Genomic DNA, 24,507 nt, shown 5'->3' on the forward strand with positions numbered 1-24,507 from the left:
GGATCATACACAGTCCCCGGCCCCTGGTCAGCCCTCCGGGGCGCCTGCTACCATTCCCGGGTCATGAAACGCCACGCCAAACTCCGCTCCCGCAAAGCCGGCCTGCCCGCCGGGTCCCTGGTCCACCTGGGGGAGGTGCGCATGGCCACCCCCACCATGCACCTGCTGGAATACGACCCGGAGGGGCTGGAAGAGCGGGAACTGGGGAACAAGGACCAGGTGCTCAATCTGGAACGCCGGCGCCAGGTGCTCTGGCTCAATGTTTACGGCCTCCACGACGCGGCCCTCATGGCCGCCATCGGCCAGCGCTTCAAGCTCCACCCCCTGGTGCTGGAAGACATTCTGAATACGGACCAGCGGCCCAAGGTGGACGATTACGGGGATTACCTCTTCATCGTCGCCCGGCTCTACGCCAGCGCGCCGGAAGGGGGCGCCCTGACCAGCGACCAGGTGAGCATCATCCTGGGGCCGGACTTCGTTCTCACCTTCCAGGAGCGCCCCCTGGGGGCCTTCAACGCCCTGCGGGAGCGCCTGCGGGGCAACCGCAATCAGGTGTTGCGCCTGGGGGCGGACTATCTGGCCTATTCCCTCCTGGACACCCTGGTGGACCGGTATTTCGCCCTGGTGGAGGAGTTTTCCGACCGGGCAGAGGACGTGGAAGAGGTGATTCTGGATAAGCTCCGCCCCGGGCTAATCCAGGACATTCACTGGATCAAGCGCCAGGTCACCGCCCTGCGCCGCTCCATCTGGCCCCTGCGGGAGGTGCTCAACACCCTGCAACGCAGCCACGGGGACTTTTTCCGCCCGGAAACCCAGCTCTACCTGCGGGACGTATACGACCACACGGTCCATCTTCTGGAATCCCTGGAAGACCTGCGGGACCTGCTCACGGGCCTGCTGGACATCTACCTTTCCACGGTGAGCAACCGGATGAACCGGGAAATCCGGGCCCTCACCGTGGTGGCCACTGTGTTCATGCCCGCCGGGCTCATCGCCGGGATTTTCGGCATGAATTTCCACCACATGCCCTGGCTGGACGAACCCCACGGCTTCGCCCTTTCCCTCGCCCTCATGGGCACCATCGCCAGCGTCATGCTGGGCATTTTCCTGCGGCGCCGCTTTACCTCCTGAAACGGCGAAAAAGGGCGAATGGTTGGAGACGCCCAAGGCACGGTTATCTTCAACTGCAACAGGTGAAGATCGGCCAAATACGCCGCTTTCCAGGCGGCAAAAAGCAAGAATGGCTTGCTGCTTCCCTCTCCAGGCCGTTTTTGGGGCCGGGCAAAACCACTTCGCCGCCGTTCCCCGGTCCCTGTTCCCCGCCTCCTATCCCCTGCCCGTCGTTCCCCTGTTCCTAGTTCCCCTGCCCCGCTCCCAACCCCGGCCGCGCCAGCGCCACCCCTAGCCCCATAAAAAACGGGAGCCCACCGGCTCCCGTGCTTGCTGTCGCCCCAGGGGAAAGCCCCCCGGGCAAGCCGGACCTAATGCCCAGCCTGAGCGTCCAGCCACACTTCCAAGCCCTGGGCGTCCAGCTCAATATCCATGCCCCAGACCCGGAAAATTTCCTCGTCCGGCAGGGTCCAGCCGTAGCGGGCCTTTTCCCCCCGGAACAGGTCCTGAATGCCCGCCACCAGCAGGCCGTGCCGTTCTTCCCCCGCCTTCTGGTGCTTCAAGGCCAGTTCCACCAGGGCGTCCAGCAGCCGGTGCAGGTCCGCCCCCAGGCGGGCCACGTCATGGACCCGGCTGTAGTGGGTCAGGTACATATAGGGCAGGCCGAAGGAGAGGAGCAGGTCGATGGAGCGGTGCATGGCCTCCGGATCGAACTGGACCGGGGTGGTGGTGGGGAAAATGTACTGGCGCACCTGGCCCCCCACGGTCTGGTCCAGCTCCCGATAGGAAAGGCCGAAGGTATCCCCGGTGAAAATGCCCTGACCCTTCTTATCCACAATGCAGATGTGGTGCTTGGCGTGGCCCGGGGTATCCAGGCAGAGCAGCTCCCGCCCGGCCAGATCTAGCACGGTTTCGTGGTGGGCTTCGATAATCCGGTCCGGGTCGATGGGCAGAATGGTGCCGTAGAGCTTTTGCGCCTGCTCCGCCCCATACACTTCCACCGTGCCCGCCCAGAGCTTGCTGGGATCGGCCATGTGCCGGGCGCCCCGGGGATGGACCACGAGCCGGGCCCGGGGAAAAGCGGCCATAAAGGCCCCGGCGCCCCCCGCATGGTCCAGGTGAATGTGGGTAAGGATGACGAAATCCACCGCCTCCGGCCCCAGGCCCAGACGCCCCAGTTGGGCCTGAACCCGGGCCAGGGAAGCGCTATTCCCCGTATCCACCACGGCCACATGGCCGTCTTCCACAATCAGGTGGATGGAATCGAGAAAGGGACGGACATAACCGGAATCCAGGGCATAAATACCGGCATCGAAACACATAGGATCGGACAACGGGAGGGTCATGGAAACCTCGCGGCAAAGGTGGGGAAAACGGGCCATCCGCCCTACCGTCCGGCGGCGGGTCCCGGGTTGGGCATTGTAGCGGGAAGGGGGGGAATGGGGGAGGCAGCAAACGGCCATGAGCAGACCTTAGCTGTAATTGCCCATAGCAGACACCTGAGGTGGGCTTATGCTAATGTGCTGACCTGCCACTTTTCACGGATTTTTAGTAGCCATGTCCTCCAAATCCAACCCCGCAAAAACCTGTAGGCGTGACAGTTTCCGGCGATATGACGCCCCCAAGTTAGGGAGGCAGGCGCCCAAGTTATGCGTCAAAACTGCTCCCTAAAACAAGGTTAGCGCTCGCAGAACAACCGTAGCTCCCGAATAGCATAGGAGAGTGGAAGCATGACAGCCATTAGAGTATTGATTCCAGGCGATGACCAAAGTGAAGAGGTCATCGCTCTTGCCTTTGGATATGCAGATGAAATCTGCAAATTGAGCCAGGGGAAGGTTCAAGAGGCGATCCTGTTTGTTCCGGGAAAAGATAGTGTTAAATACACCACCCTTACGTCGGCCTTGGGAGAAAGAAATGCGAAGAAACTCCACGGCGGCGGCGTTGTCGCTTTGCCATCCGGAGTGCCTATGCGCTTGGAGAGCATTCGAACACTGAGGTGGGTCACCAAGCCCAGCGTGCTTATCTCTATCTACTCGGACCAGAAGATGCTTGATCAAGTAGATTCGATAAAAAATCTATTCGGAATCGTAGCGGTTCCACATGTTCCGGAAGCTCTTGAAGGGTGGCAAAAAACGTGGTCCCCCACTGTTCATGGGGTACCGAAGCAGTCCGCACAGACGCTGATTAGCGACCCTATTGTTGAACAAGCTCTCCGCTCACTTACCCACGGCATCAATTTATCGCACAGCTTGTTGAATCCTCGCGACAAAGAGCACGCCGACAGAACTTTACGCATCCTTCGAGCAAATGATCACGTCGAGAAACCAGAGAACCTTCGGGCATGGGCGATAAAAAACGGGTGGCACCCGAAGGCAGCAGACGAATTCGAGAAGTTGGCCATCAAAGTACTCTCGCTGAAATCAAAGCCTCGACTGCAGGACCTTGACGTTGCAAAAAGAACGTATGACTACTGGTGCTCTAAGGTCTGAGGTGAATCTGCGAGCGCTAACCCATCATTCGAGCGGACCTGCGTAAAAAACTGCGCAGTCCGCTCAATTCAAACGTTGGGCCGCAAAAATGAGCACCCGCCCAGTGTCAACGCGAGATACTGGATCGCTACGCTACAAGTCGCAGTTTCGGCCTCGCTTGCCGCTGATGTGCTTTGGCATCCGCCAGTTCCAATGCGCGGCGTGCCGCGTCGCGGGCAGCTTGCACAATAATTCTGTCCATGCCTCCAGCATCCGATATACGGACGTTACGTGCGGCTCCCCCGCTGACGATCTTTCCAGTTCTTGCCCGTACCGGGTTTCATTCCCCATTAGAACCTGTTCACGATCTTCTGAGTAAAAGCGCGAGGAAGGCAAGGTGGATGAACTGCAGACTGGTGTTGAGCTTGCGCTCGCAGTTTTTCCACAAACGGCGGCATTTCTCGATCCAGGCAAAGGATCGCTCAACTACCCAGCGTTGGGGCATGATGGCAAAGGTGTGTAGCTCACTGCGTTTGGCGATTTGAACCTGAGCGCCGAGAAGTTCTTCAACGGCATGGGCAAATGGCTGACCGACATACCCGCCATCGGCCAAGATGCTCTGGACAGCTTGCAAATCGGCAGCGCAGCGGCCCAGAGCAAGCAATGCGCCCTTGCGGTCGGTCACTTCGGCTGTTGTAACGGCGATGGCGTGGGGTAAGCCCTGCGTATCGACGGCAATGTGGCGCTTGATTCCCGATACCTTCTTGCCGGCGTCGTAGCCTTTCTCGCCCGCGCTATCCGTGTTCTTGACGCTCTGCGCGTCGACGATCAAAAAGCTCGTTGAGGATTTGCGCCCCTGTCTTGTACGAGCCGCGCCAACCACATTTTTTTAAAGCCCGCTCCAAAACGCTGAAACCGTCTGGACCAGGCTCGCTCCTCTTGGCGAAGTAGGCATGCACCGTTCTCCATTTCGGGTATTCACTGGGTAGCATCCGCCACTGGCAGCCACTTTTCAGCAAGTACAACACACCGCAGAACACCTCGTATAAATCAACCGTTCGCGGTTTGGTCTGCTTGCGTACGCTTTCCAGCAAGGGCCTGATCTCTTCAAAGGCTTCCTTGCTGATATCATTGGGATATTTCTTTCTCATGCCCCAGTTTACGACATGCGATTGATTGTGAACAGCCTCTTAGCAGTAGGTAGCGCCGCAATTTCGGCACTTCCCATTAAAGACCGTCAATTTGTCACAGTTCGCACACTTAGAACCCCGGCCGCCTTTCCCCCCATTCGGCGGCAGCTTCATCTGATGGCCACACTTCGTGCACTCTCTCCCCGTCGAAGTCTCGAAGAAAGTTTGCTTGTCGCACTTCGGACACCGCTTTCCTGCCATCGCCTCACCTCATGAGTATGTGTGTAAGTGTGAGTGTTTTTACTTTATCGGCAGGGCGTTGTCAATAACCCCGTGCGCCCTCTTGCGGGGCTTGCGGCCCAACCCGGCAATCGAGCGGACCTGCGCAAAAAGCCGCGCAGGCCGCTCACTTCTACGTTCCTGAACGTCCGCTATTCCAAGGCACAACCGGCAGCAAAGGGTCGAATCAAGCCATCCCCCGCAAATGTAATTCTCCCTTTCCCCCTCACAGCCTCCCACTAAACCCAACAAACACCTGCCTGGGCGCCCCTTCCAGCAGGGTGGCGAATTGGCCGTTGGGGTCGGCGGTGACGAAGCCGTTGGTGCCTACGGTGCTGAAGTAGCGTTTGTCGAACAGGTTGCTGACCCCCAGTTGCAGGCTGGTTTCCGTGAGGGGGCCCATTTTGCCGGGGCGGTAGCCGGCGCTCAGGTTCCATAGCCAGAAGGAGGGCACGGCGGCGTCGTTGGTGTAGGAGTAGTAGCGCCGGTCCGTGTATTTGCCCCCCAGGCGGGCGTACCAGGGGCCCGGCTCGTAGGTGAGTTCCGTGGCCCACATGCGCCGTGGGGTGGCCACCACCTGTTTGCCGTCGGCCTGAACCAGGGCGGTGCCTTCCCGGTAGTTGGAGCGGTAGCGGGAGTTATCCAGGGTCAGGGCGTTGAACCAGGTCCAGTGCTTCACCGGGTTCCAGGAAAGGGCCCCTTCCAGGCCGTCGCTGGAGACCCGGCCCACATTCACCAGGGTAGCCGGGCAGCCCACCACCCCGTCGCAGGTGGCCACGCTCAGCAGACGATCATGAAAATCTACGTGGTAGGCGGCTAAAGACGCCTGCACCGGGCCACCCTGGTAGCGGTAGCCCACCTCATAGGTTTGGGAGGTTTCCGGGCGCAGCCGGGCAGCGGACAGGTCATAGACCGGCTGCAATTGGGCGAAGGGGCCCGCCACCCCGGGCTGGTAGGCCCGCATGTTTTCCGTGTAGGAGGCGAACACTTCCTGGCCCGGGGCGAGCCGGTAACTGGCCCCCAGGGCGGGGAGGAAGGATTTGCTGGCGGTGAGCTGCCCGGAGGCCAGGGGCCCCACCGGATTGGCCGCCTCCATGCGCACCCGGGGAGTTTTAAAGCCCAGGTTGAGGTGGAGCCGATCCCCCAGCAGGCTCAAGGTGTCTTGGAGGTGGAACTGGCGGGTGTCGGTGACGTACTGCTGCTGAAAGACGGTGGCCGTGGGGTTACCGAGAAAACTGTCCCAACTCACGGGCCCGGACACAGCCTGGAAGCTCATGGCCGTGTAATGGCGGCTGTGTTCCACCCACAGGCCCCCGTTCACCGTATGGACGCCGGATTGCCAGGTGAGGGCCGTGACCACCCCGGCCCGCTCCACCCGGTAATCCATGAGGCGCAGGGCCAGGGGCTCCACCAAAGAGAGGGGATTGGTGAGGGACGGGGGGGAATACCAATGGCCCTGGCCGTCGTCGTGGTGGGTGTAGAGGGTGGTCTTCCACCGGGTACTGGGGCTGAGACCCAGGTCCAGGGCGGCGGCGGCCAGATCGTCGTTGCGCAGGCCGGAGGCCTGGTAATAGGCGTCATTGCCGCTGGTCACGCCGCCGGAATAGTGGCCCTGGGCGGCGGCCACGGCCCGGGACCAGTCCGGGGCGTAGTTGTCCCAATTCCAGCCCAGGCGCTGGACGCTGCTCAGGGAAAGGTCGGCGTAATCCACCTCCCGGCGCTGGGAGTGATCGTAAAACAGGGTCAGGAGATGGTCGCCAAAGCCGTGCACCAGCTTGGCGTTGAACTGGTCCTGGCCCTGACTGCCCTGGCCCTTCCACTTATCCGTGCCCTCCTGGCTGAAGCTCAGATAGGCCCGGATGCCGCTTTCCAGCTTGCCCGTTTCCAGGCGGGCGAAAGTCCGGTGGAAGCTGTCGCTCCCCAGGGTCTGGGCCAGATAGGCGCCGGGCTTCATATCCGGGTCCCGGGAGAGAAAGCGCACCGTGCCCCCCAGATTGCCCGTGGCGGCGGTGCCCACATCCCCGGAGCCCTGGGAAAGGAGCACCTGATCCAGGTTTTCCCCACTGATGGCCCGGCCAATGTGCAGGCCGTTGTTATTGGTGTAGCTCATGTCCCCCAGGGGCACGTCATCCAGGGTAAAGCCCAGGTAATTCTGGCCGAAACCCCGGAGATTGAAGCGGACGGACCATTCGTAACTCCCCTGGGCGTCCGCCCCCTGAAAATCCACCCCGGGCAGGCGCCCCAGGGCGGCCAGGGGATTGGCGCCGGGGGGAGCCTTATCCAGATCGGCCCGATCCAGGCCCTGGGTCTGGCGGGTTTCCCCGGCGCTGAAAATGCGGATTTCCGGCAGGGTGGGGATGCCCTCCTCCCCGGCCAGGCCTATGCCCGGCACCCCACCGGTCACCCCGGCAAGGGCGGTCCAGAGGGCGCCCAGGGCCCAGGCGGGGCGGGGCACGGGCTGGCGGCCCCGGTCAGGACCACGCCCCGGCTTCCGGCCTAGGGCCAAGGCCCCACCCTCCGTACCGACCTGCTTAGCCATTTTCCGAGCCATTCCCCGGGCCCCACGCGCCGCCCCGGCCCCTGCCGCCCCTTGCTTCATCCTGCTCCCCTGGTCATGCCCGGTTCTCTTCCGGAACCGGCCCCGGAACGGCCTGCACCGTCCGGCGGACGGGTCGCCCCCGGGGCAAGCAACACCGGCCCCAGCCGACCCGGCTTAAGGATTGTAAAGGGGCGCATCTTAACCCGTGCGGGGGCTAATTTTAGCGACAGGCGTGGTTTTCCCTAACTTGTCTTTCCCCCGCCCGCCGGGCAAGATGGCCCGCAGTCCAATTTCCACCCCGTTTGTCACCCATGACCGCCCCCCTGCCCCTCGCCGAACATCCCCTGCGCCAGCGCCTCAACGACGAAGTCCATGCCCGGCCCCCCATGGTGCTGGGGGCCGAGGAATGGATCAGTTATCTGGCCGTAGTCCATGAGGGCACGGGCCGGGAGGCGGAAGAAGCCCATCTGCACCGCCTCTGCAACCTGCTGGGGGCCCGGCTCTGCCCGGTCATCCACGGGGACCACTGGGTCATGGAGGCGGGGGAACTGCGCCTCAAGTGGGAACGGCACAACGAATTTTCCGGCTACACCTTTTTCCTCGCCCGGCGCCCGGAACACGGGCCGGACACCACGGCCCTGGCCGCCCTGCCCCAGGACTGGCTGGGGGCCATTCCCGGCTCCCTGATGGTGGCCACCCACCTGGAATTCCGCCCGGCCACGGAAGGCGCCCTGGACGCCGCCCTGGCCGCCCTGAGCCAGGAAAGCGACACCGTGGTGGCCGCCGCCGTGGCGGACGGGGCCGCCTGGGTACTGTCCGACTTTCGCCTCAAGGAGGGATTTTCCCGCTATCTGGTGCTGGACCGTCACCTCCAGCACCGGCAGGCCGGGCGCACCGTGCAACGCCTCCTGGAAATTGAGACCTACCGGGTCATGGCCCTGCTGGCCTTCCCCATGGCCAAGGAGGTGGGCCGCTTCCTCGCCCAGGCCGAAGAGGAACTGGCCCAGCTCATGGACGGCATGGGGGACACCACCAGCACGGAGGAGGAACGCCAGCTCCTCAACCGGCTGACCCGGCTGGCGGCGGAGGTGGAACGCTCGGTGAGCCGCAGCGCCTACCGCTTCGGCGCCGCCGAGGCCTATTACGCCCTGGTTCAGCAACGCATCCACGACCTGCGGGAGCAGCGGGTGGACGGCTATCCCCCCATTAAGGAATTCATGGAACGGCGTCTGGCCCCAGCCATCAACACCTGCCTTTCCATCGCCCGGCGCCAGAATGACCTGTCCACCCGCATCGCCCGGAAGAGCGCCCTGCTGCGTACCCGGGTGGATATTGAGTTGGAAAAGCAGAACCAGCTCCTGCTGGCCCAGATGAACCGCCGCTCCCGCCTGCAACTACGGCTCCAGGAAACGGTGGAAGGCCTGTCCGTGGTGGCCATCACCTACTACGCCTCCCAGCTGGTCACCTATCTGGCCAAGGGCCTGAAAGCGGCCACCGGCAACGGTCTGGAGCCGGAAATCGTCACCGCCGTGGCCATTCCGGTCATCGCCGCTACCGTATTTTGGGGCATGGCCCGCATGCGCAAGGCCCTGGCGGCCTCGGAAGATCACGGGGAACACTAAGGCGGCTTAAGCCCCGCCCGCCGGGGGGGGCCCGGAGGACGGCGGCCCGCCCAAACGCCTGGGACCAGCCCTCAGGCCAGCTTTTCCAGCACCACTTCCTGATACAGGCCGCCGAACCGGGTGCGGCGGCTTAAGCGCACCGGCACTTCCGGGGGCAGCCAGTGTTCCAGGGGATGGCGCCACAAATCCAGGGCGAAGGGTTCCAGGGTCTTGAGAATGGCCACCATGGGCCAGTACAGGGGATGCCAGGGCCGGGGCCGGTGATAGTCCATAATTACCAGACGGCCACCGGGGCGCAGCACCCGCAGGGCTTCCGCCAAGGTGCGGCGACGCACCGCCTCGGGCTGCTCGTGGAGTAGAAAAAAGAGCAGGGCCCGGTGAAAACGGCCCGTCTCCAGGGGCAGGTCGGCGCTGTCCCCCAGGCCCAGGCTCACCCCATGGCCCCGGGGCAGCTTGCGCTCCAGATTGGCCAGCTGGTCCGGCACCACATCCACCACCGTGAGAGCCCCGTCGGCGGGCAGGGCCCGGGCCAGACGGGGGCTCAGATCCCCGTAAACGCAGGCGATTTGCAGGGTCTCCCCGGACAGATCCGGGCCCAGGGCCCCCAGGGCGGCATTTTCCAGAGCCCGGTAATTACCCCACAGAATCAGATTCACCAGCCAGGGCCGTTCAAAAAAGCGGATGGCCTTGGGGGACACATAGGCCCACCAATAGGTCTGCACCAGATAGTCGGGCACACCCGGGGGAACGGCGCGGGGCGGAAGATGCATGACAGGTTCCTGCCGTAAAGGATGGTCTAGCTTAGCAGATGCGGTAACAACGGGGGCTGGCGCGGCTCTCCGGGTTTTCCCTCGCCCCGGGGCGCCCGGGGAGCCATCCGGCGCCCTCCCCCCGGGCGGGAAGCCCCGCCAGACCCGGATTACCGGGAACATTGGCCGGAGCCCCCCCGAACCGCCTATAATTCCGCCTTTCCCTCCTCCGCTTTTCCAGGAAACCACCGTGACCGCTGCCCTCTTCGAGTCCTCCATCTCCAGTCTGCCCCTGATCGCCAAAGGCAAGGTGCGGGACATCTACGCCGTGAATGAGGAACATCTGCTCATCATCACCACGGACCGCCTCTCCGCCTTCGACGTCATCCTGCCGGACCCCATTCCGGGCAAGGGCAAGGTGCTGACCCAGGTGGCCAATTTCTGGTTTGAAAAGCTGGGCCACATTCTCCCCAACCAGCTCTCCGGCATTGCCCCGGAAGACGTGGTGAAGCCGGAAGAACGGGATCAGGTAGCCGGTCGGGCCCTGGTGGTGAAGCGCCTGAAGCCCCTGCCCATCGAAGCAGTGGTGCGGGGCTACCTGATCGGCTCCGGCTGGAAGGATTACCAGGCCACCGGCGCGGTGTGCGGCGTGGCCCTGCCCGCCGGCCTGCAAATGGCCTCCCAGCTGCCCCAGCCCATTTTCACCCCGGCCACCAAGGCGGACGCGGGTGAACACGACATGAACATTTCCTTTGACGAGGCCAAGACCCACTGCGCCGACCGGCTCTCCCAGGACCTCTGGGGCACGGGCAAAAACGGCGCCGAACTGTGCGCCCAGGCCAAGGACGCGGCCATCGCCCTCTATACGGAAGCCGCCGCCTATGCCAAGGGCCGGGGCATCATCATTGCCGACACCAAGTTTGAATTCGGCATCGATAAAGCGGGCACCCTGCACCTGATCGACGAAGTGCTGACCCCGGATTCTTCCCGCTTCTGGCCCGCCGACAGCTACCAGGAAGGCACCAGCCCGGCCAGTTACGACAAGCAGTTTGTCCGGGATTACCTGGAAACCCTGACCTGGTGGAACAAACAGGCCCCCGGCCCCAAGCTGCCGGCGGAAGTAATCAGCCGTACCGCCGCCAAGTACCGGGAAGCCTACGAACGGCTCACGGGCAAACCCCTGGCCCTGTAATTCCCCGTTTTTCGGGACCGGGGCCTTTCCTACCCGGAACCGCTCCCGGTCTCACCAGACGCCCCTGCCTATCCGGCCGGGGCGTTTCCTTTTGGAGGCTACCACACCCCCCTGGCCTCCCTGCCTCCCTGCCTCCCTATCGCCCTATCGCCCTATCGCCTTATCGCCCCTAGGGGAATTTTGCTGCACTGCGGGGAACCGGTACGCCCCGCCACGGTCCCACATCTAGAAACACGCCTCCCACCCCTGCCGGGCCGGGTTACGGTCCGACAGCACACCCCCTCGGGGGAAAGGAGCTGGACATGGACGCCCTGGAACATCTGGCAAGCCGGAATATCCCCCGGATTCGCACCGTGGCCTGGTATCGGCCCCTGATCTGGCTCCTGGACGCCCTGGAGGACATGGGCCGCAGTCCCAGCCTGAGTCTGGCCTGGGGCAGCCTGTTTTCCCTGGGCGGCCTGCTCTGCTACCAGTGCGCCCGGGGGCGGCCCAGTCTGGTGCTGGCCTCCATGGCCGCCTACCTGGTGGTGGCCCCCCTGCTGGCGGTGGTTTTCTACCAGATCAACCGCCTCCGGGAAGCCCGGGGAAACGGGCTGGAGGCCCGGCCCGGGGAGCAGCTTTTCGCCCCCGTGCTGGCCCGCTGGCAGCCCCTGGCCCTGTTCGGCCTGCTCCTGGCCGCCCTCTTCCTGTTCTGGTCCCAGATCACCGCCCTGCTGGCCATGGAAGCCCTGGACGGGGATGGGGCCGGGCCCCTGGGGATGGTCTGGGAACACCTGCGGCAGCGCCAGGACACGGGCCCCCTGCTGCTCTGGGCCTTAAGCAGCCTGCTCCTGGGTCTGCTGGCCTTCGCCTGCGGCGTGGTCACCGCCCCCTATCTGCTGGACCGAGAGGGAGACGTGGGCCAGGCGGTGGCGGCCAGTCTCCAGGCCTGCCTGCAAAACCTGCCCGCCATGGGGGTATGGCTGGCGGCCATCCTGGCCCTCAGCGCCCTGGGTTTCGCCACCCTGATGCTGGGCTTCACCATGGTTGCCCCCCTCATGGGCTATGCCACCTGGCGCGCTTACCGGGAGCTAGTAGAATAGGGAGCTTCCGCCGGGGGCCGGTTAGGGCTGCAACCAGGCGGGAGTCCGACGGCTCTAGCTTCGATTCAGCCCGGGGCCGGGACTCCCACCGGGCCTAGCCTTGGGACTGGGCCCGGGTAACCGGCTTGGGCTTTGCCGCCCCGGCCTCCGGCCCGCACGACCGGCCCGCCGCACGCCTCCACAGTCAAGCCCCGTTGGGCCCAGCGGTTGGCAACGATTATCCGGTTTTGCTCCAAGGGCCCGGTATTCCGACCCTTGGGGCCTGGCCTTTTTCTCCGACTTTTTTGTCTACCTCTACCGATTTCCTTCCCTCCCCACCATGACCCAGAATCCCCTCCTCGACTTTTCCGACCTGCCCCGTTTTGACCTGATTCAACCCGAACACGTCCAGCCCGCCATTACCCAGTTGCTGGCGGAGGCCCGGGCCCTGGTGACCCGGCTCACCGCCCCGGACGTGCCCCCCACCTGGAAGGATTTCGCCGCCCCCCTGGGGGACGGTCTGGAAGGCCTGTCCCGGGCCTGGGGCGTGGTGGGCCATTTGCACGGGGTAAATGACGTGCCCGCCTGGCGGGAGGCCTACAACGGCCAGTTGCCGGAAGTCACCCGGTTCTTCACCGAACTGGGCCAGAACCTGGCCCTCTTCCAGAAGTACAAGCAGCTGGCCGCCTCCCCGGAATACGTGGGCCTCTCCGCCGCCCGCAAACGCATCGTGGATAATGAAATCCGGGATTTCCGCCTTTCCGGCGCCGAACTGGCGGACAAGGACAAGCCCCGCTTCCAGGCCATACAGGAAGAGCTGGCGGCCCTGGCGGCCAAGTTCTCGGAAAATCTCCTGGATGCCACCAACGCCTTTGCCGAAGTGGTCACCGATCCCCTGGAACTGTCCGGCCTGCCCGACGATGTGCAGCGGGCGGCCCGGGCGGCAGCGGAGAAAGAAGGCAAAACCGGCTGGAAATTCACCCTCCACGCCCCTTCCTACGTTCCGGTCATGCAATACGCGGACAGCCAGCGGCTGCGCTACGCCCTCTATCGGGGCTACGCCACCCGGGCCTCCGAATTCACCGAAGGCAGCAACCGGGCGGAGTGGGACAACGCCCCCCTGATCCGGCGCATTCTCGCCCTGCGGGCGGAAGAAGCCCGGCTTCTGGGCTATCCCACCTACGCCCACGTTTCCCTGGTGCCAAAAATGGCGGACAACCCGGAGCAGGTGCTAGGCTTTCTCCGGGAGCTGGCGGCCAAGGCCAAGCCCTTTGCCAAGCAGGACGTGGCCGAATTGCAGGCCTTTGCCAAGACGGAGCTGGGCCTGGACGCCCTCCAGCCCTGGGACATGGGCTGGGCCTCGGAAAAGCTCAAACACGCCCGCTACGCCTTCTCCGACCAGGAGGTGAAGCAGTATTTCCCCGAGCCCCAGGTACTGGGCGGCCTGTTCCGGGTCATCCAGACCCTTTTCGACGTGCGCATCCTGCCGGACAGCGCCCCCGCCTGGCATCCGGACGTGCGCTTTTTCCGCATTCAAACCCCGGACGGCAAGCTGGTGGGCCAGTTCTACCTGGACCTCTACGCCCGGGATACCAAGCGGGGCGGTGCCTGGATGGATGAAGCCATCACCCGGCGGCGCATCGACCAGGGCATCCAGACCCCGGTGGCCTACCTGAACTGCAATTTCCCCGCCCCGGTGGGGGACAAGCCCGCCACCTTCAGCCACGACGACGTGATTACCCTGTTCCACGAAACCGGCCACGGTCTGCACCACCTGCTCACCCGGGTGGAAGACGGAGCCGTATCCGGCATCCACGGGGTGGAATGGGACGCGGTGGAGTTGCCCTCCCAGTTCATGGAAAACTACTGCTGGGAATGGGAAGTGCTGCAAGGCATGACCGCCCATGTGGATAGCGGCGAGCCCCTGCCCCGGGCCCTGTTCGACAAAATGATCGCCGCCAAGAATTTCCACAGCGGCATGCAGACCGTGCGCCAGCTGGAATTCGCCCTCTTTGACCTGCGCCTGCACTACGATTTCGACCCGGAAGGTAGCCGCAGCGTCCAGGATCTGCTGGACGAAGTGCGCCGGGAAGTGGCGGTGCTGGTGCCCCCCGCCTGGCACCGGTTCCAGAACAGTTTTTCCCACATTTTCGCCGGGGGCTACGACGCGGGTTACTTCAGCTACAAGTGGGCGGAAGTGCTGTCGGCGGACGCCTATGCAGCCTTTGAGGAAGCGGGCAGCCCCTTCGACCCGGAAACCGGGCGCCGCTATCTGGAGGAAATTCTCTCCGTGGGGGGCTCCCGCCCGGCCATCGAATCCTTTGTCGCCTTCCGGGGCCGGGAACCCAAGGTGGATGCCCTGCTGCGCCACAATGGTATGATTCCGGCCTGATTTCCGGCCCACCGGTCGGATCGCCGGCGCCCGGGGCGGGGCCTCCCCGTCCCGGCTCCGGGAGGAGCCTTCGCCCATGTCCGCCGCCATGCCTTTCTCCCTCTCTGCCCTCCGCCGTCCGGGCGCCCTTCTGGCCCTGGCGGCCCTCTGTACCCTTTGGGGCGGAGCCCGGGCCGATACCTACCGCTGGATCGATCCCCGCAGCGGCAATCCGGTGCTCTCCGACCGGCCGCCCCCCGCCGGGGTACGCCATTACCGCCGCATCCAGGAAGGGGCGAGCCCCGATGACGCCCCGACTAAGGATGGGGTGGATCTGGCGGGCCAGCCCTACGAAAACCGTCTGGCCGCCGCCAAGTACCCGGTACTGCTCTACGTCAGCCCCAACTGCGGGGAAGGCTGCACCCAGGCCCAGGACCTGCTCCGGGAACGGGGCATCCCCCACCGGGAAATCAACGTCACCCCCACGGATCAGGCCGCCCAGGAGGCTCTCTCCAAAGAGAGTGGCAACCGCCAGGTGCCCTTTCTCAAGGTGGGCACCCGCAGCCAGCTGGGCTTTCAGCGGGATGCCTGGAACCGGCTGCTGGACGCGGCAGGCTACGCCAAAAAAGCCCCTTAACCCCTATTGAAGCCCTTCTCCATGAAACTTGCCGCCTGGAACGTGAATTCCCTCAAGGTCCGCCTGCCCCATCTACTGGATTGGCTGGCGGACCAGCAACCGGACGTGGTCTGCCTCCAGGAAACCAAGCTGGAAGACCACAATTTTCCCCAGGCCGACCTGGAAGCCGCCGGGTATCAGGTGGCTTTCGCTGGCCAGAAAACCTACAACGGGGTCGCCCTCCTCTCCCGCCATCCCTTGAGCGACGTGGTGCGGGGCAATCCCCATTACGACGATCCCCAGAAGCGGCTGGTGGCGGCCACCGTGGCCGCCCCGAGTGGGCCTCTGCGCATGGTCTGCGCCTATTTCCCCAACGGCCAGGAGGTGGGCAGCGACAAATACGCCTACAAGCTGGCCTGGCTCGCCGCTCTGGAAACCTGGCTGAAAGAGGAACTGGCGGCCCATCCCCGGCTGGCCCTGGCGGGGGACTTCAATATCGCCCCGGACGACCGGGACGTGCATAACCCGGCGGCCTGGGCCGGCAAAATTCTCTGCTCCGAGCCAGAACGGGCGGCCTTCCAGCGCCTGCTGGGCCTGGGGCTAGCGGACAGTTTCCGCCTCTTCGACCAGCCGGAAAAAACCTTTTCCTGGTGGGATTACCGCATGTTGGGTTTCCAGAAAAACCAGGGCCTGCGCATCGACCACATCCTGCTTTCCGCCCCCCTGGCCGCCCATTGCACCGCCTCCCTGGTGGATAAGGCACCCCGCAAGCGGGAACGGCCCTCGGACCACGCCCCGGTGCTGGCGGAGATCACCGAATGAGCGCCCCGGATCGGGCCCAGGTTCAGGCCCTTTACCCTTCCCTGGCGGCTCTGCCCGCCGCCCTGCTGGATCAGGCCCTGCGTCCGGAAGCCCTGCTCCACCTCCCCGCCGGGGCCCAGATTTTTGCTGAGCGCCAGCCCTGCCAGGGCTTTCCCCTGCTCCTGGAAGGCACCATCAAGGTGGTGAAGACCGCCCCCAGCGGCCGGGAAATGCTCCTCTACCGGGTGGAACCGGGGGAATCCTGCATCATCACCTCCAGCTGCCTGCTGGGCCACGCCCCCTACACGGCTCGGGGGGTGGCGGAAGCCCCCCTCACCCTGCTGCTCCTGCCCGCCCCCCTCTTTGACCGGCTGGTGGCGGAATACGCCCCCTTCCGGGATTTCGTTTTCCATCTCTTTTCCGCCCGGCTGGCGGAACTCATGGAACTGGTGGAAGAGGTGGCCTTCCAGCGCCTGGACCAGCGTCTGGCCCGGCTGCTGCTAGCCAAGGGGGCAGACACCCTGATCGCTACCCACCAGCAATTGGCGGAGGAACTGGGGAGCGTCAGGGAAATTGTCAGCCGGCTGCTCAAGGGCTTTGCCGCCCAAGGCCTGGTGGCCCTGGGCCGGGAACAGATCGCCATCAAGGATCGGGAAGGGCTTAAAGCCTTGGCCGGCGCGGTGCGCTAACGCCGCCCAGGGGCGCCAGATCAGGCGCTCCGCCCCTTTTCCCGGCCAGCCCGGAAAGCCCCTTGCCCCGATTGCCCCATCCCCCCCCACTCCTGACCATCCCATCCGCATGTTTTACCTTAAACTCACCGGGGGGAAAGCAGCTCTGAACCCCGGACCGGGATCTGTAACCTAGGTTACAGACACCCCCCGGGCCGCCCCGTTATGCTGGCGCCGTTAATTCTTCCAAAGGAGAAGGTGTGATGAAAGCCAATGTGGGTGGTATCGACAAGATTCTGCGTATCGTGGTGGGTCTGGCCCTGGTAGCCTGGGCCGTGATGGGTGGCCCGATTTGGGCCTGGATCGGCGTCGTGCCCCTGGCCACGGGCCTCTTGGGCTGGTGCCCGGCCTACACCCTGCTGGGCATCAAAACCTGTCCCATGAAAAAAGACTGAGGCTGCACGCCCCCTGCAAGCCCCGTCGATCAGTTTTTTCCGACTAGGAAGCGCGCTCCGGCGCGCTTTTTTTTATTCAGCGACAAGGGTCGGGCGCCAGGTAACACCGGCAGCGCCGGACCCCAGCCCGGCTCAGGCCGCCCCGTCCGCCGCGGGCGCCACCGGGTGGTCCGCCAGATGATTGGCCAGACGCACGTAATCCGCCACCGGCACGTCTTCCGCCCGGGCCGTGGGGGCAATACCCAGGCTTTCCAGCAGGGCTTCGCCCCCCAGTTCCTTCAGGGTATTGCGCAGCATCTTGCGCCGCTGGGAAAAGGCGGCGCTCACTACCTGGCCCAGCAGGGCCGGGTCCCGGGCCTGAAGCTCGGCCAGGGGCCGGGGAATCAGGCGTACCACGGCGGAATGGACCTTGGGGGCCGGCGTGAAGCTTTCCGGCGGCACGTCCAGGAGCCAGTCCAGGTAGAAGCGGTACTGGAGCATGACCGACAGGCGGCTGTAATCGCTGTCCCCCGGGGCCGCCACCATGCGGGCCACCACTTCCTTCTGGAGCATGAAGTGCATGTCCCGTACCTGTTCCGCAAAGGTGGCCAGGTGAAACAGCAGGGGGGTAGAGATGTTGTAGGGCAGATTGCCCACCACCTTGAGTTCGGGCCCCAGGGCGCCGAAGTCGAAGGCTAGGGCATCCCCTTCGTGGATGGTAAGCCGGTCCTTCGGATAGCGCTGTTTCAGCCGGGCGATCAGATCCCTGTCGATTTCCACCACATGGAGATGGTCCAGCCGGGCCAGCAGGGGCTCGGTGAGCGCCCCCAGCCCGGGCCCGATTTCCACCACCCGTTCCCCCGGATGGGGATCCACGGCCCGGACAATGTCCCCGATGACCTGGGCGTCCTGAAGGAAATTCTGACCGAAACGTTTACGGGCGACGTGGGCTTTCATGGCGGGCCGGGTAAAAGGAAAGGAGCGCTATTTTGAGCGTTTTTGCCCAAAGCCGCACCCGGAATGACGCCGCCCCGGTTGGCGTCCCCCGGTTTGCAGGCGGGAGAAGCCCGCTCCGCCGCCCCTTTTCTTCACTTCCGCCCGGCGCCTGGCCCCGGGGGCGGCCCTATACCTTGAAGCGGGACACCGATTCCCGCAGTTCCTGGGCCTGGGCTTCCAGGGCCTGGACATTCAGGTTGGCCTGGGCCACCGAATTCACCGACTCTTCGATCATGCCGGAGATTTGCTCCACATTGCGGGCCACGGCGGCGCTGGCTTGGCTTTGTTCCGTGGTGGCGGAGGCCACGTCGCTGATATTGGCCAGGGCCACATCCGAGGCCTGGCTGATTTGCTGCAGGGCGGCCCCGGCCTTTTCCACCATCTCCACCCCGGACGCCACCAGGGGCCCCACCGCCTCCATGCTGGCCACCACCCCGGCCGTATCCCGGTGAATGGCCTCGATCATTCCAGTGATTTCGTCCGTGGCCCGCCCGGTGCGTTCCGACAGCTTGCGCACCTCGTCGGCCACCACCGCAAACCCCCGCCCGTGTTCACCGGCCCGAGCCGCTTCAATGGCCGCATTCAAGGCCAGGAGATTGGTCTGGTCGGCAATTTCCTTGATCACCATGGCAATGCCACCGATTTCCCGGGACCGGTCTTCCAGGCCGCCGATCTGACCGGAGGCCTCCGTCACCTGGGTGGCCACCCGGCGGATTTGCTCCCCGGCCTGCTGCACCTGGGTCTCCCCGGCCCGGGCCAGGCCGGTGGCCCGGCTGGCGTTGCTTTCCGTGTCTTTGGCGCTCTGGGAAATGTGATCCACGCTCACCGCCATTTGCTCAATGGCCGCCGCCGAGGAGGCAATGGCGTCGGAAGACTGCTGGGAGGCCTGGTTGATCTGGGCCATCTGGTCGCTGAGCCCGGTGGCCGCCTGGCCCACCTGGGCCGTGCTGGACTGGATGCGCATGATGATGTTCCGCAGGGCGTCCTGCATCTGGGCGATGGAGGCCAGCAGGCTGTGGGAGTGCTTGACCTGTCCCAGTTGCAGGGTCAAATCCCCCTCCGCAATGGCCCGGGCCACCCCCATGGCGTATTCCGGCTCCCCGCCCAGGCCCCGGAAGAGACTGCGGGCCATGAGCACCGTACCCCCCATCACCCCGAGGAAAACCACCAGGCCGATGAGGCCAAAGCGCAGAGCATAGGTCCGGTAGGCGGCGTCAATGTCATCCACGAACATGCCGTAACCCACCAGCCAGTCCCAATCCGGAATCCGCTCCAGCCCGTTGATCTTGGGAATGAAGTCGTCCTGACCCGGACGCTTGGCGTAAATATCCACCACCGCCTCGGTCCGGTTTTCCAGGGCGGACAGGTAGGCCTGCATCACGGTACGGCCGTCCGGCAGCTTGCCTCCTGAATCGATCTTGCCCTGTTTGCGGACATCGGGATGGACCAGCACATAGCCGTCCGTGCGCCGGGCGAAAACATAATCCCCTTCCACTCGCAGGCTGCCCAGGGCCTGGATGGCCCGCCGCTGGGCTTCTTCCCGGGTCAGGGTGCCGGCCTTTTCCTGGGCCACGAAGGATTCCACCAGCTTGCCGCCGTAACGCACCACGGACAGGATCTGGCTTTGCCGATCTGCCAGCATGGAATCGTGAAGGGTGTGCAGGGCCAGGGTAACCAGCACCAGAATACCCAGGGCGGTACCGCCCACAATCAGACTCAGACGGGTAGCGAGCTTCATCATTCCTCCGGGAAAGGGAAACAGGGGACGCCCCCATCGATGCAGCCTCATTATTTTGGCATAAGCCTCCGGCCCCCGCTCCCTATTCTGGAAGAAAAATCAGCCAGTTATCCAGCGCCGATGTCCACCCCGGTTTTTTTAACCGGGCGGAGAGGGAAAGCGCTATCCTTGCCCCCCTGTTTTTCCCTCCGCCTTGCCCTGCCATGTCCCCCTTACCCTCAGAGCTGCCCGTTCCCGCCGAACCCATGGTTTTCGTCGACCTGGAAACCACCGGGGCCAATCCGGTACGGGACCGGATTACGGAAATCGGCATCGTCTCCGTATCGGCGGCGGGGGTGGAGGAATGGAGCAGTCTAGTCAATCCGGGCCAGCCCATTCCCCCCTTCATCCAGGAACTGACCCATATCGACGACGCCATGGTGGCCCAAGCCCCGGCTTTTGCCGATCTGGCTCCGGAGGTGCTGGAGCGGCTCAAAGGGCGCCTCTTCGTGGCCCATAACGCCCGCTTTGACTACGGTTTCCTCAAAAACGAATTCCAACGCCTGGGCATCCGCTTCCAGGCCACGGTGCTCTGCACCGTCAAGCTGTCCCGCAAGCTCACCCCGGAACATTTCCGCCACAGCCTGGACGCCCTCATCGAGCGCTGGGGTCTTTATGATCCGAGCCGCCACCGGGCCCTCTCCGACGCCCGGCTGATCTGGCAGTTCTGGCAGAAACTCCACGGTCCCTTCAGCCCGGAAGCGGTCCAGGAAGCGGTGGATCAGCTCACCCAACGCCCCGTGCTGCCCCCCCAGCTGGATGGGGAAAGCCTGGACAATCTGCCCGAACTGCCCGGGGCCTATGTGTTTTATGGCGACCCGGCGGAAGGGGCCGGGGAAGTGCCCCTCTATGTGGGCCGGGGCACCAATCTGCGGCAACGGGTGTTTTTCCACTTTGCCCCCGGGGGCAAGGGAGATCCGGAACTGAATCGCCGGGTGCGCCGGGTGGCATGGCAGGAAAGCGCCGGGGAACTGGGGGCCCAGCTGCTGGAGAGTCGCCTCAAACGGGAATTACGCCCCCAACTCAACACCCTGCCCAAACGGGCGCCGGAACTCTGCGCCTGGCGCCTGGTAGAGCGGGAGCGGGGGGACTGGCGCCCCGAGCTGGTAATGGCCGCCGATCTGGATTTTGCCGGGCGGGACGACCTTTTCGGCCTCTTTAACACCCCCAAGGAAGCCCGCAACAGCCTGAAAAAAATCGCCGACGCCCACCAGCTTTGCCATGTGCTCCTGGGCCTGGAAAAGCCCCGGCCCGGCAAGGGCTGCTTCGCCTTCCAGCAACAGGGCTGCTACGGCGCCTGCGTCGGCAAGGAGCCCCTGGGGCACCACAGCGCCAGGCTCATGGCCGCCCTGGCCAAGCTCAAGGTGCGGGACTGGCCCTATGGGGGCCCCATCGCCCTCAAGGAAAAGGACGACTTCAATTCCACGGAGGACTGGCATGTGGTGGATCGCTGGTGCTACCTGGGCACGGCCCGCAATGAGGCGGGGGTGTGGGAATTGCTGGAGGCTCCCCGTCCGGCCTTCGACCAGGACAGCTATCGCCTACTGAGTAAAGCCCTGGCCCAGGACAAGGTGGAAGTCCAGCCCCTGACCCGGGCTAAAGCCTAGGCCCTCTTCGGGCGGGGGAAACCCCTCCGCAAGGAGGGAAACGGCGCCCCGGGGCGCCTCCCTCCCAAACGTCTAAGCTAGGAAAGTACCTGATCTCGACCGGCCTGCTTGGCCCGGTAAAGGGCCTGGTCGGCCCGCTGCAACAGGGCATCCCCATCTCGGTCTTCCGGACTCAGGCTGGCCACCCCCAGGCTCACGGTGCACCGCAGCCGTTCCAGACCGGGCAGGCGCAGACGGCGCACCTCGTCCAGCAGGCGCTGGCCGATCTGGTGGGCCGTGGCGGCATCGGTCTCGGGCAGCATCAACGCAAATTCTTCTCCCCCCAGGCGGGCCAGCAAATCCCCCATACGCAACCCCCGGCGCATGGCCGCCACCAGGGCGATCAGAACCCGGTCCCCCACCCCGTGACCGTATTCGTCATTGACCGCTTTGAAATGGTCCGCATCCACCATGAGGATGCTCAGACGGTGGTCGTAGGTCCGGGCCTTGATAATTTCCTGGCTGAGAATCTGTTCCCAGGCCCGCCGATTGGGCACCCCGGTAAGGGCGTCCGTGTAGGCCAGCTGGGCCAGTTGGGCTTCCATGCGTTTGCGGGCGGTAATTTCCCGCCACACCAGCACCCGGCCAAAGGGCCGCCCTGCCCCGTCTTCCAGGGGGGAACCCCGCACCTCCCAATGGCCCCCTTCGGGGAGCAGGATTTCCGTAGTGCTGGCCGGGCCCATGGGCACCACGGGCCGGGAGGCGGGAATACGGGCAGCCAGGGGCAGCCCCACCAGGGCATCCGGCTCCGCCGCGCACAGATGCCCGGCCGCCGGATTGGCGGAGACGATGCGCCCTTCCTGGTCGAGGACGAAAATGGGGTCTTCCAGGCTGCGGAAAATTTCGTGGCGGGCCACGGGCAGGAGATCCAGCAGATGTTCCCGCAGGCAGGCCCAGGCCAGCAGGGCGGCACCGATATTGAACACCGTGGGGGTGGGGTCCATGTTGCGCACCGGACTCAGCCCCACCACAAAGAGGGCGCTGGCCCCCATGGGCAGCAGGACGGACATCAGGGCCAGGGACATTTGATGCCGCTGGGAGCCTTGCAGGGAGCGCATCTCCAGGGCCATGAGTACGATCCCCAGGGCCATGATGCTATAGCTGTAGGCGATGAAGAAAATGTAGAGGGGCCCGTGTACATTGGCCAGGGTGGGAAAGGGGGTGGAGTAATCCACCCACAACCGCTCCCAGATCAGATGGTGGTATTCGTTGGTCCAGGCCCCCACCAGGGTGACCAGGGGCACCAGGGCCATGGCGGCCACCACCGGGGGCCGGAGCCAGTAGCCCCGTCCCGAATAGATGATGGCGAACAGGGTGATGGCTAAAGGAGCGGCGCAAATCCCCAGGTATTCGGACTTCCACAGCAGCAGAATGACGGCGGGGCTGAAACCACCGAAGGACAGGCCTTCCATCAGGGCCCACCAGCCCGCCCCCAGGGCTACCCCTACCAGGGCCGGGGCGCCCCGCTGCTGGCGCCGGTGCCAGGCCAGGGCAGCCACCACCACCATGGCGCAGGCGGCGGCCACGTTGGGGAGCATGTAAAGGAGGCGGGAATCGGGCATGGGAGGTGGGGGCGGAGAGCAATGGGCCGAGCCTGGCGAATCCCCCGGAGAAGGGCATCCCGCAAGCCATCGGGCTTTTTGTCAGGATTATTCCAAATCCTTAGGGGATAGGACAGGGAAAATTGCCTGGGCGGGGGAAATTCTCCTCCCCCCCGCCCAGGAAGGGACTATTTATAACATCAAAGAATAAGCGGAAAACTAATAATTATTTTTTTATATAACGTCATTTTCCTAGAATCCCCCTGTCACCTAAAAATTCATGGAGATTTTCAATGAAAGACGCCCGTCATCTGCTCTCCGGCCTGGCCGCCACCCTGGCCCTGAGCCTCGCCGCCCCGGCCTGGGCCGGCACCACCCTGCTCAATGTCTCCTACGACCCGACCCGGGAACTGTATCAGGATTACGACAAGGTCTTTGCCAAATACTGGAAGGCCAAAACCGGGGAAAGCGTCACCATCAAGGCCTCCCACGGGGGCTCGGGGAAACAGTCCCTGGCGGTCCAGGACGGTCTGGAAGCGGACGTGGTAACCCTGGGCCTGGGGGGAGACATCGATCCCCTGGCGGACAAGGGCCTGGTGGCGCCGGACTGGCAGAAGCGCCTGCCCCACAATGCCACGCCTTACACCTCCACCATCGTTTTTCTGGTGCGCAAAGGCAATCCCAAGCACATCCGGGACTGGAATGATCTGGTGAAACCCGGGGTGGGCATTATCACCCCCAATCCCAAGACCTCCGGCGGCGCCCGCTGGAATTACCTGGCCGCCTGGGGTTATGCCCTGAAGCAGCCGGGGGGCAACGCCGCCAAGGCCCAGGACTTCGTTACCAAGCTCTATAAAAACGTGCTGGTGCTGGATTCCGGCGCCCGGGGCGCCACCACCACCTTTGTGGAGCGGGGCCAGGGGGATGTGCTGATCGCCTGGGAAAACGAAGCCTACCTGGCCGTCAAGGAACTGGGGCCGGATAAATTCGACATCGTGACCCCGTCCCTCTCCATCCTGGCCGAGCCTCCCGTAGCCGTGGTGGACAAGTACGCGGATAAGCACGGCACCCGGAAGCTGGCCCAGGCCTATCTGGAATATCTCTACTCCCCGGAAGGTCAAGCCCTGGCGGCCAAGCATTACTACCGCCCCCGGGACCCGAAAATTGCCGCCCAGACGGCCAAGCAGTTCGCCAAGGTCAATCTCTTTACCATTGACGCCGTGTTCGGCGGCTGGCGTAAGGTCACCAAGGAACACTTCGCCGACGGAGCCATCTACGACCAGATCCAAGCCCATCTGCACCACTAAGCCGGATTTGTTCCATGAAAAAGGGCGCCTTTTGGCGCCCTTTTTCTATTTTTCCCCAGGGGAACAGCGGGGTTGGGGTTGGGGTTGGGGTTGGGGTTGGGGTTGGGGTTGGGGTTGGGGTTGGGGTTGGGGTTGGGGTTGGGGTTGGGGTTGGGGTTGGGGTTGGGGTTGGGGTTGGGGTTGGGGTTGGGGTTGGGGTT

The 24,507-nt window shown here is 64.3% G+C and carries 19 protein-coding genes; 12 read left to right on the top strand and 7 right to left on the bottom strand.

Annotated features, from left to right (window positions below):
* Positions 1-63: 63 nt before the first annotated feature.
* Positions 64-1,131: a magnesium/cobalt transporter CorA gene (gene corA / locus Azoinq_RS03910; RefSeq protein ID WP_216125695.1), complete on the top strand. Its 1,068-nt coding sequence runs from the start codon at positions 64-66 to the stop codon at positions 1,129-1,131.
* Positions 1,132-1,481: 350 nt separating this feature from the next.
* Here corA and Azoinq_RS03915 read toward each other — a convergent pair whose 3' ends face one another.
* A complete protein-coding gene (locus Azoinq_RS03915) occupies positions 1,482-2,456 on the bottom strand; it encodes an MBL fold metallo-hydrolase (RefSeq protein ID WP_232368547.1) in 975 nt (324 codons plus the stop codon).
* A 384-nt stretch (positions 2,457-2,840) separates the two neighbouring features.
* Between Azoinq_RS03915 and Azoinq_RS03920 the strand changes: the two genes are divergently transcribed.
* The gene (locus tag Azoinq_RS03920; protein WP_216125693.1) at positions 2,841-3,599 is read left to right on the top strand and encodes a hypothetical protein; all 759 of its coding nucleotides are present in this window, start codon (positions 2,841-2,843) and stop codon (positions 3,597-3,599) included.
* Positions 3,600-3,939: 340 nt separating this feature from the next.
* On the opposite strand, the gene Azoinq_RS03925 is transcribed toward Azoinq_RS03920, so the two are convergent.
* Together Azoinq_RS03925 and Azoinq_RS03930 are read right to left on the bottom strand one after the other, a co-directional pair.
* Positions 3,940-4,729, bottom strand: a protein-coding gene (locus tag Azoinq_RS03925) for an IS5 family transposase (protein WP_408627097.1) whose coding sequence is annotated in 2 segments (ribosomal slippage) — positions 3,940-4,468 and positions 4,467-4,729 — 792 coding nt in all. Because the reading frame shifts where the segments join, the coding sequence is not laid out codon by codon here.
* 484 nt (positions 4,730-5,213) lie between these two features.
* A complete protein-coding gene (locus tag Azoinq_RS03930; protein WP_216125689.1) occupies positions 5,214-7,526 on the bottom strand; it encodes a TonB-dependent receptor in 2,313 nt (770 codons plus the stop codon).
* A 311-nt stretch (positions 7,527-7,837) separates the two neighbouring features.
* Here Azoinq_RS03930 and Azoinq_RS03935 point away from each other — a divergent pair, with 311 nt between their 5' ends.
* Positions 7,838-9,148 (top strand): DUF3422 family protein, encoded by a 1,311-nt coding sequence (locus Azoinq_RS03935; protein WP_216125681.1) that lies wholly within the window; start codon positions 7,838-7,840, stop codon positions 9,146-9,148.
* Between the two features lie 71 nt (positions 9,149-9,219).
* Here Azoinq_RS03935 and rquA read toward each other — a convergent pair whose 3' ends face one another.
* Positions 9,220-9,918 carry a rhodoquinone biosynthesis methyltransferase RquA gene (gene rquA / locus Azoinq_RS03940; protein ID WP_216125678.1) on the bottom strand — a complete coding sequence of 233 codons (699 nt, stop codon included), beginning with the start codon at positions 9,916-9,918 and terminating at the stop codon, positions 9,220-9,222.
* Positions 9,919-10,147: 229 nt separating this feature from the next.
* On the opposite strand from rquA, the gene Azoinq_RS03945 reads away from it, so the two are divergent.
* The 7 genes from Azoinq_RS03945 to Azoinq_RS03975 all read left to right on the top strand — a co-directional run bounded on the left by Azoinq_RS03945 (position 10,148) and on the right by Azoinq_RS03975 (position 17,061).
* Positions 10,148-11,089: a phosphoribosylaminoimidazolesuccinocarboxamide synthase gene (locus Azoinq_RS03945; protein ID WP_216125675.1), complete on the top strand. Its 942-nt coding sequence runs from the start codon at positions 10,148-10,150 to the stop codon at positions 11,087-11,089.
* 302 nt (positions 11,090-11,391) lie between these two features.
* Positions 11,392-12,171, top strand: a complete 780-nt coding sequence (locus Azoinq_RS03950; protein ID WP_216125672.1) for a DUF2189 domain-containing protein — start codon at positions 11,392-11,394, stop codon at positions 12,169-12,171.
* Between the two features lie 319 nt (positions 12,172-12,490).
* Complete coding sequence (locus Azoinq_RS03955; RefSeq protein ID WP_216125670.1) at positions 12,491-14,542, top strand: M3 family metallopeptidase; 2,052 nt, start codon at positions 12,491-12,493, stop codon at positions 14,540-14,542.
* Positions 14,543-14,618: 76 nt separating this feature from the next.
* Positions 14,619-15,158, top strand: a complete 540-nt coding sequence (locus tag Azoinq_RS03960; protein ID WP_216125667.1) for a glutaredoxin family protein — start codon at positions 14,619-14,621, stop codon at positions 15,156-15,158.
* A 21-nt stretch (positions 15,159-15,179) separates the two neighbouring features.
* Positions 15,180-15,959, top strand: a complete 780-nt coding sequence (gene xth, locus Azoinq_RS03965) for an exodeoxyribonuclease III (protein ID WP_216125665.1) — start codon at positions 15,180-15,182, stop codon at positions 15,957-15,959.
* Positions 15,956-16,627 carry a Crp/Fnr family transcriptional regulator gene (locus tag Azoinq_RS03970; RefSeq protein ID WP_216125663.1) on the top strand — a complete coding sequence of 224 codons (672 nt, stop codon included), beginning with the start codon at positions 15,956-15,958 and terminating at the stop codon, positions 16,625-16,627. The genes xth and Azoinq_RS03970 overlap by 4 nt, the downstream gene beginning before the upstream one ends.
* Before the next feature lie 242 nt (positions 16,628-16,869).
* Positions 16,870-17,061 carry a YgaP family membrane protein gene (locus Azoinq_RS03975; RefSeq protein ID WP_216132233.1) on the top strand — a complete coding sequence of 64 codons (192 nt, stop codon included), beginning with the start codon at positions 16,870-16,872 and terminating at the stop codon, positions 17,059-17,061.
* Between the two features lie 132 nt (positions 17,062-17,193).
* Here Azoinq_RS03975 and rsmA read toward each other — a convergent pair whose 3' ends face one another.
* Both rsmA and Azoinq_RS03985 read right to left on the bottom strand, forming a co-directional pair.
* Positions 17,194-17,997, bottom strand: a complete 804-nt coding sequence (gene rsmA, locus Azoinq_RS03980) for a 16S rRNA (adenine(1518)-N(6)/adenine(1519)-N(6))-dimethyltransferase RsmA (protein ID WP_216125662.1) — start codon at positions 17,995-17,997, stop codon at positions 17,194-17,196.
* A 166-nt stretch (positions 17,998-18,163) separates the two neighbouring features.
* Positions 18,164-19,777 (bottom strand): methyl-accepting chemotaxis protein, encoded by a 1,614-nt coding sequence (locus tag Azoinq_RS03985; protein ID WP_216125660.1) that lies wholly within the window; start codon positions 19,775-19,777, stop codon positions 18,164-18,166.
* Positions 19,778-20,019: 242 nt separating this feature from the next.
* Between Azoinq_RS03985 and Azoinq_RS03990 the strand changes: the two genes are divergently transcribed.
* Positions 20,020-21,420 carry a 3'-5' exonuclease family protein gene (locus Azoinq_RS03990; protein ID WP_232368548.1) on the top strand — a complete coding sequence of 467 codons (1,401 nt, stop codon included), beginning with the start codon at positions 20,020-20,022 and terminating at the stop codon, positions 21,418-21,420.
* 77 nt (positions 21,421-21,497) lie between these two features.
* Here Azoinq_RS03990 and Azoinq_RS03995 read toward each other — a convergent pair whose 3' ends face one another.
* Positions 21,498-23,021, bottom strand: coding sequence for a histidine kinase N-terminal 7TM domain-containing diguanylate cyclase (locus tag Azoinq_RS03995; RefSeq protein ID WP_216125655.1), 1,524 nt, complete (start codon positions 23,019-23,021; stop codon positions 21,498-21,500).
* 272 nt (positions 23,022-23,293) lie between these two features.
* Between Azoinq_RS03995 and Azoinq_RS04000 the strand changes: the two genes are divergently transcribed.
* Positions 23,294-24,307: a sulfate ABC transporter substrate-binding protein gene (locus tag Azoinq_RS04000; RefSeq protein ID WP_216125647.1), complete on the top strand. Its 1,014-nt coding sequence runs from the start codon at positions 23,294-23,296 to the stop codon at positions 24,305-24,307.
* Positions 24,308-24,507 lie beyond the last annotated feature (200 nt).

Origin of the sequence: Azospira inquinata, from assembly GCF_018905915.1 — a bacterium.
Taxonomy (GTDB): domain Bacteria; phylum Pseudomonadota; class Gammaproteobacteria; order Burkholderiales; family Rhodocyclaceae; genus Azospira; species Azospira inquinata.

Bases quoted from the DNA above. Each gene is read 5' to 3' on its own strand.
- Azoinq_RS03955 (WP_216125670.1), top strand. From the start codon at position 12,491: ATGACCCAGAATCCCCTCCTCGACTTTTCCGACCTGCCCCGTTTTGAC.
- corA (WP_216125695.1), top strand. From the start codon at position 64: ATGAAACGCCACGCCAAACTCCGCTCCCGCAAAGCCGGCCTGCCCGCC.
- Azoinq_RS04000 (WP_216125647.1), top strand. From the start codon at position 23,294: ATGAAAGACGCCCGTCATCTGCTCTCCGGCCTGGCCGCCACCCTGGCC.
- xth (WP_216125665.1), top strand. From the start codon at position 15,180: ATGAAACTTGCCGCCTGGAACGTGAATTCCCTCAAGGTCCGCCTGCCC.
- Azoinq_RS03970 (WP_216125663.1), top strand. From the start codon at position 15,956: ATGAGCGCCCCGGATCGGGCCCAGGTTCAGGCCCTTTACCCTTCCCTG.
- Azoinq_RS03915 (WP_232368547.1), bottom strand. From the start codon at position 2,456: ATGACCCTCCCGTTGTCCGATCCTATGTGTTTCGATGCCGGTATTTAT.
- Azoinq_RS03950 (WP_216125672.1), top strand. From the start codon at position 11,392: ATGGACGCCCTGGAACATCTGGCAAGCCGGAATATCCCCCGGATTCGC.
- Azoinq_RS03975 (WP_216132233.1), top strand. From the start codon at position 16,870: ATGAAAGCCAATGTGGGTGGTATCGACAAGATTCTGCGTATCGTGGTG.
- Azoinq_RS03930 (WP_216125689.1), bottom strand. From the start codon at position 7,526: ATGGCTAAGCAGGTCGGTACGGAGGGTGGGGCCTTGGCCCTAGGCCGG.
- Azoinq_RS03960 (WP_216125667.1), top strand. From the start codon at position 14,619: ATGTCCGCCGCCATGCCTTTCTCCCTCTCTGCCCTCCGCCGTCCGGGC.
- rsmA (WP_216125662.1), bottom strand. From the start codon at position 17,997: ATGAAAGCCCACGTCGCCCGTAAACGTTTCGGTCAGAATTTCCTTCAG.
- Azoinq_RS03920 (WP_216125693.1), top strand. From the start codon at position 2,841: ATGACAGCCATTAGAGTATTGATTCCAGGCGATGACCAAAGTGAAGAG.
- Azoinq_RS03990 (WP_232368548.1), top strand. From the start codon at position 20,020: ATGGTTTTCGTCGACCTGGAAACCACCGGGGCCAATCCGGTACGGGAC.
- Azoinq_RS03985 (WP_216125660.1), bottom strand. From the start codon at position 19,777: ATGATGAAGCTCGCTACCCGTCTGAGTCTGATTGTGGGCGGTACCGCC.
- Azoinq_RS03995 (WP_216125655.1), bottom strand. From the start codon at position 23,021: ATGCCCGATTCCCGCCTCCTTTACATGCTCCCCAACGTGGCCGCCGCC.
- Azoinq_RS03935 (WP_216125681.1), top strand. From the start codon at position 7,838: ATGACCGCCCCCCTGCCCCTCGCCGAACATCCCCTGCGCCAGCGCCTC.
- rquA (WP_216125678.1), bottom strand. From the start codon at position 9,918: ATGCATCTTCCGCCCCGCGCCGTTCCCCCGGGTGTGCCCGACTATCTG.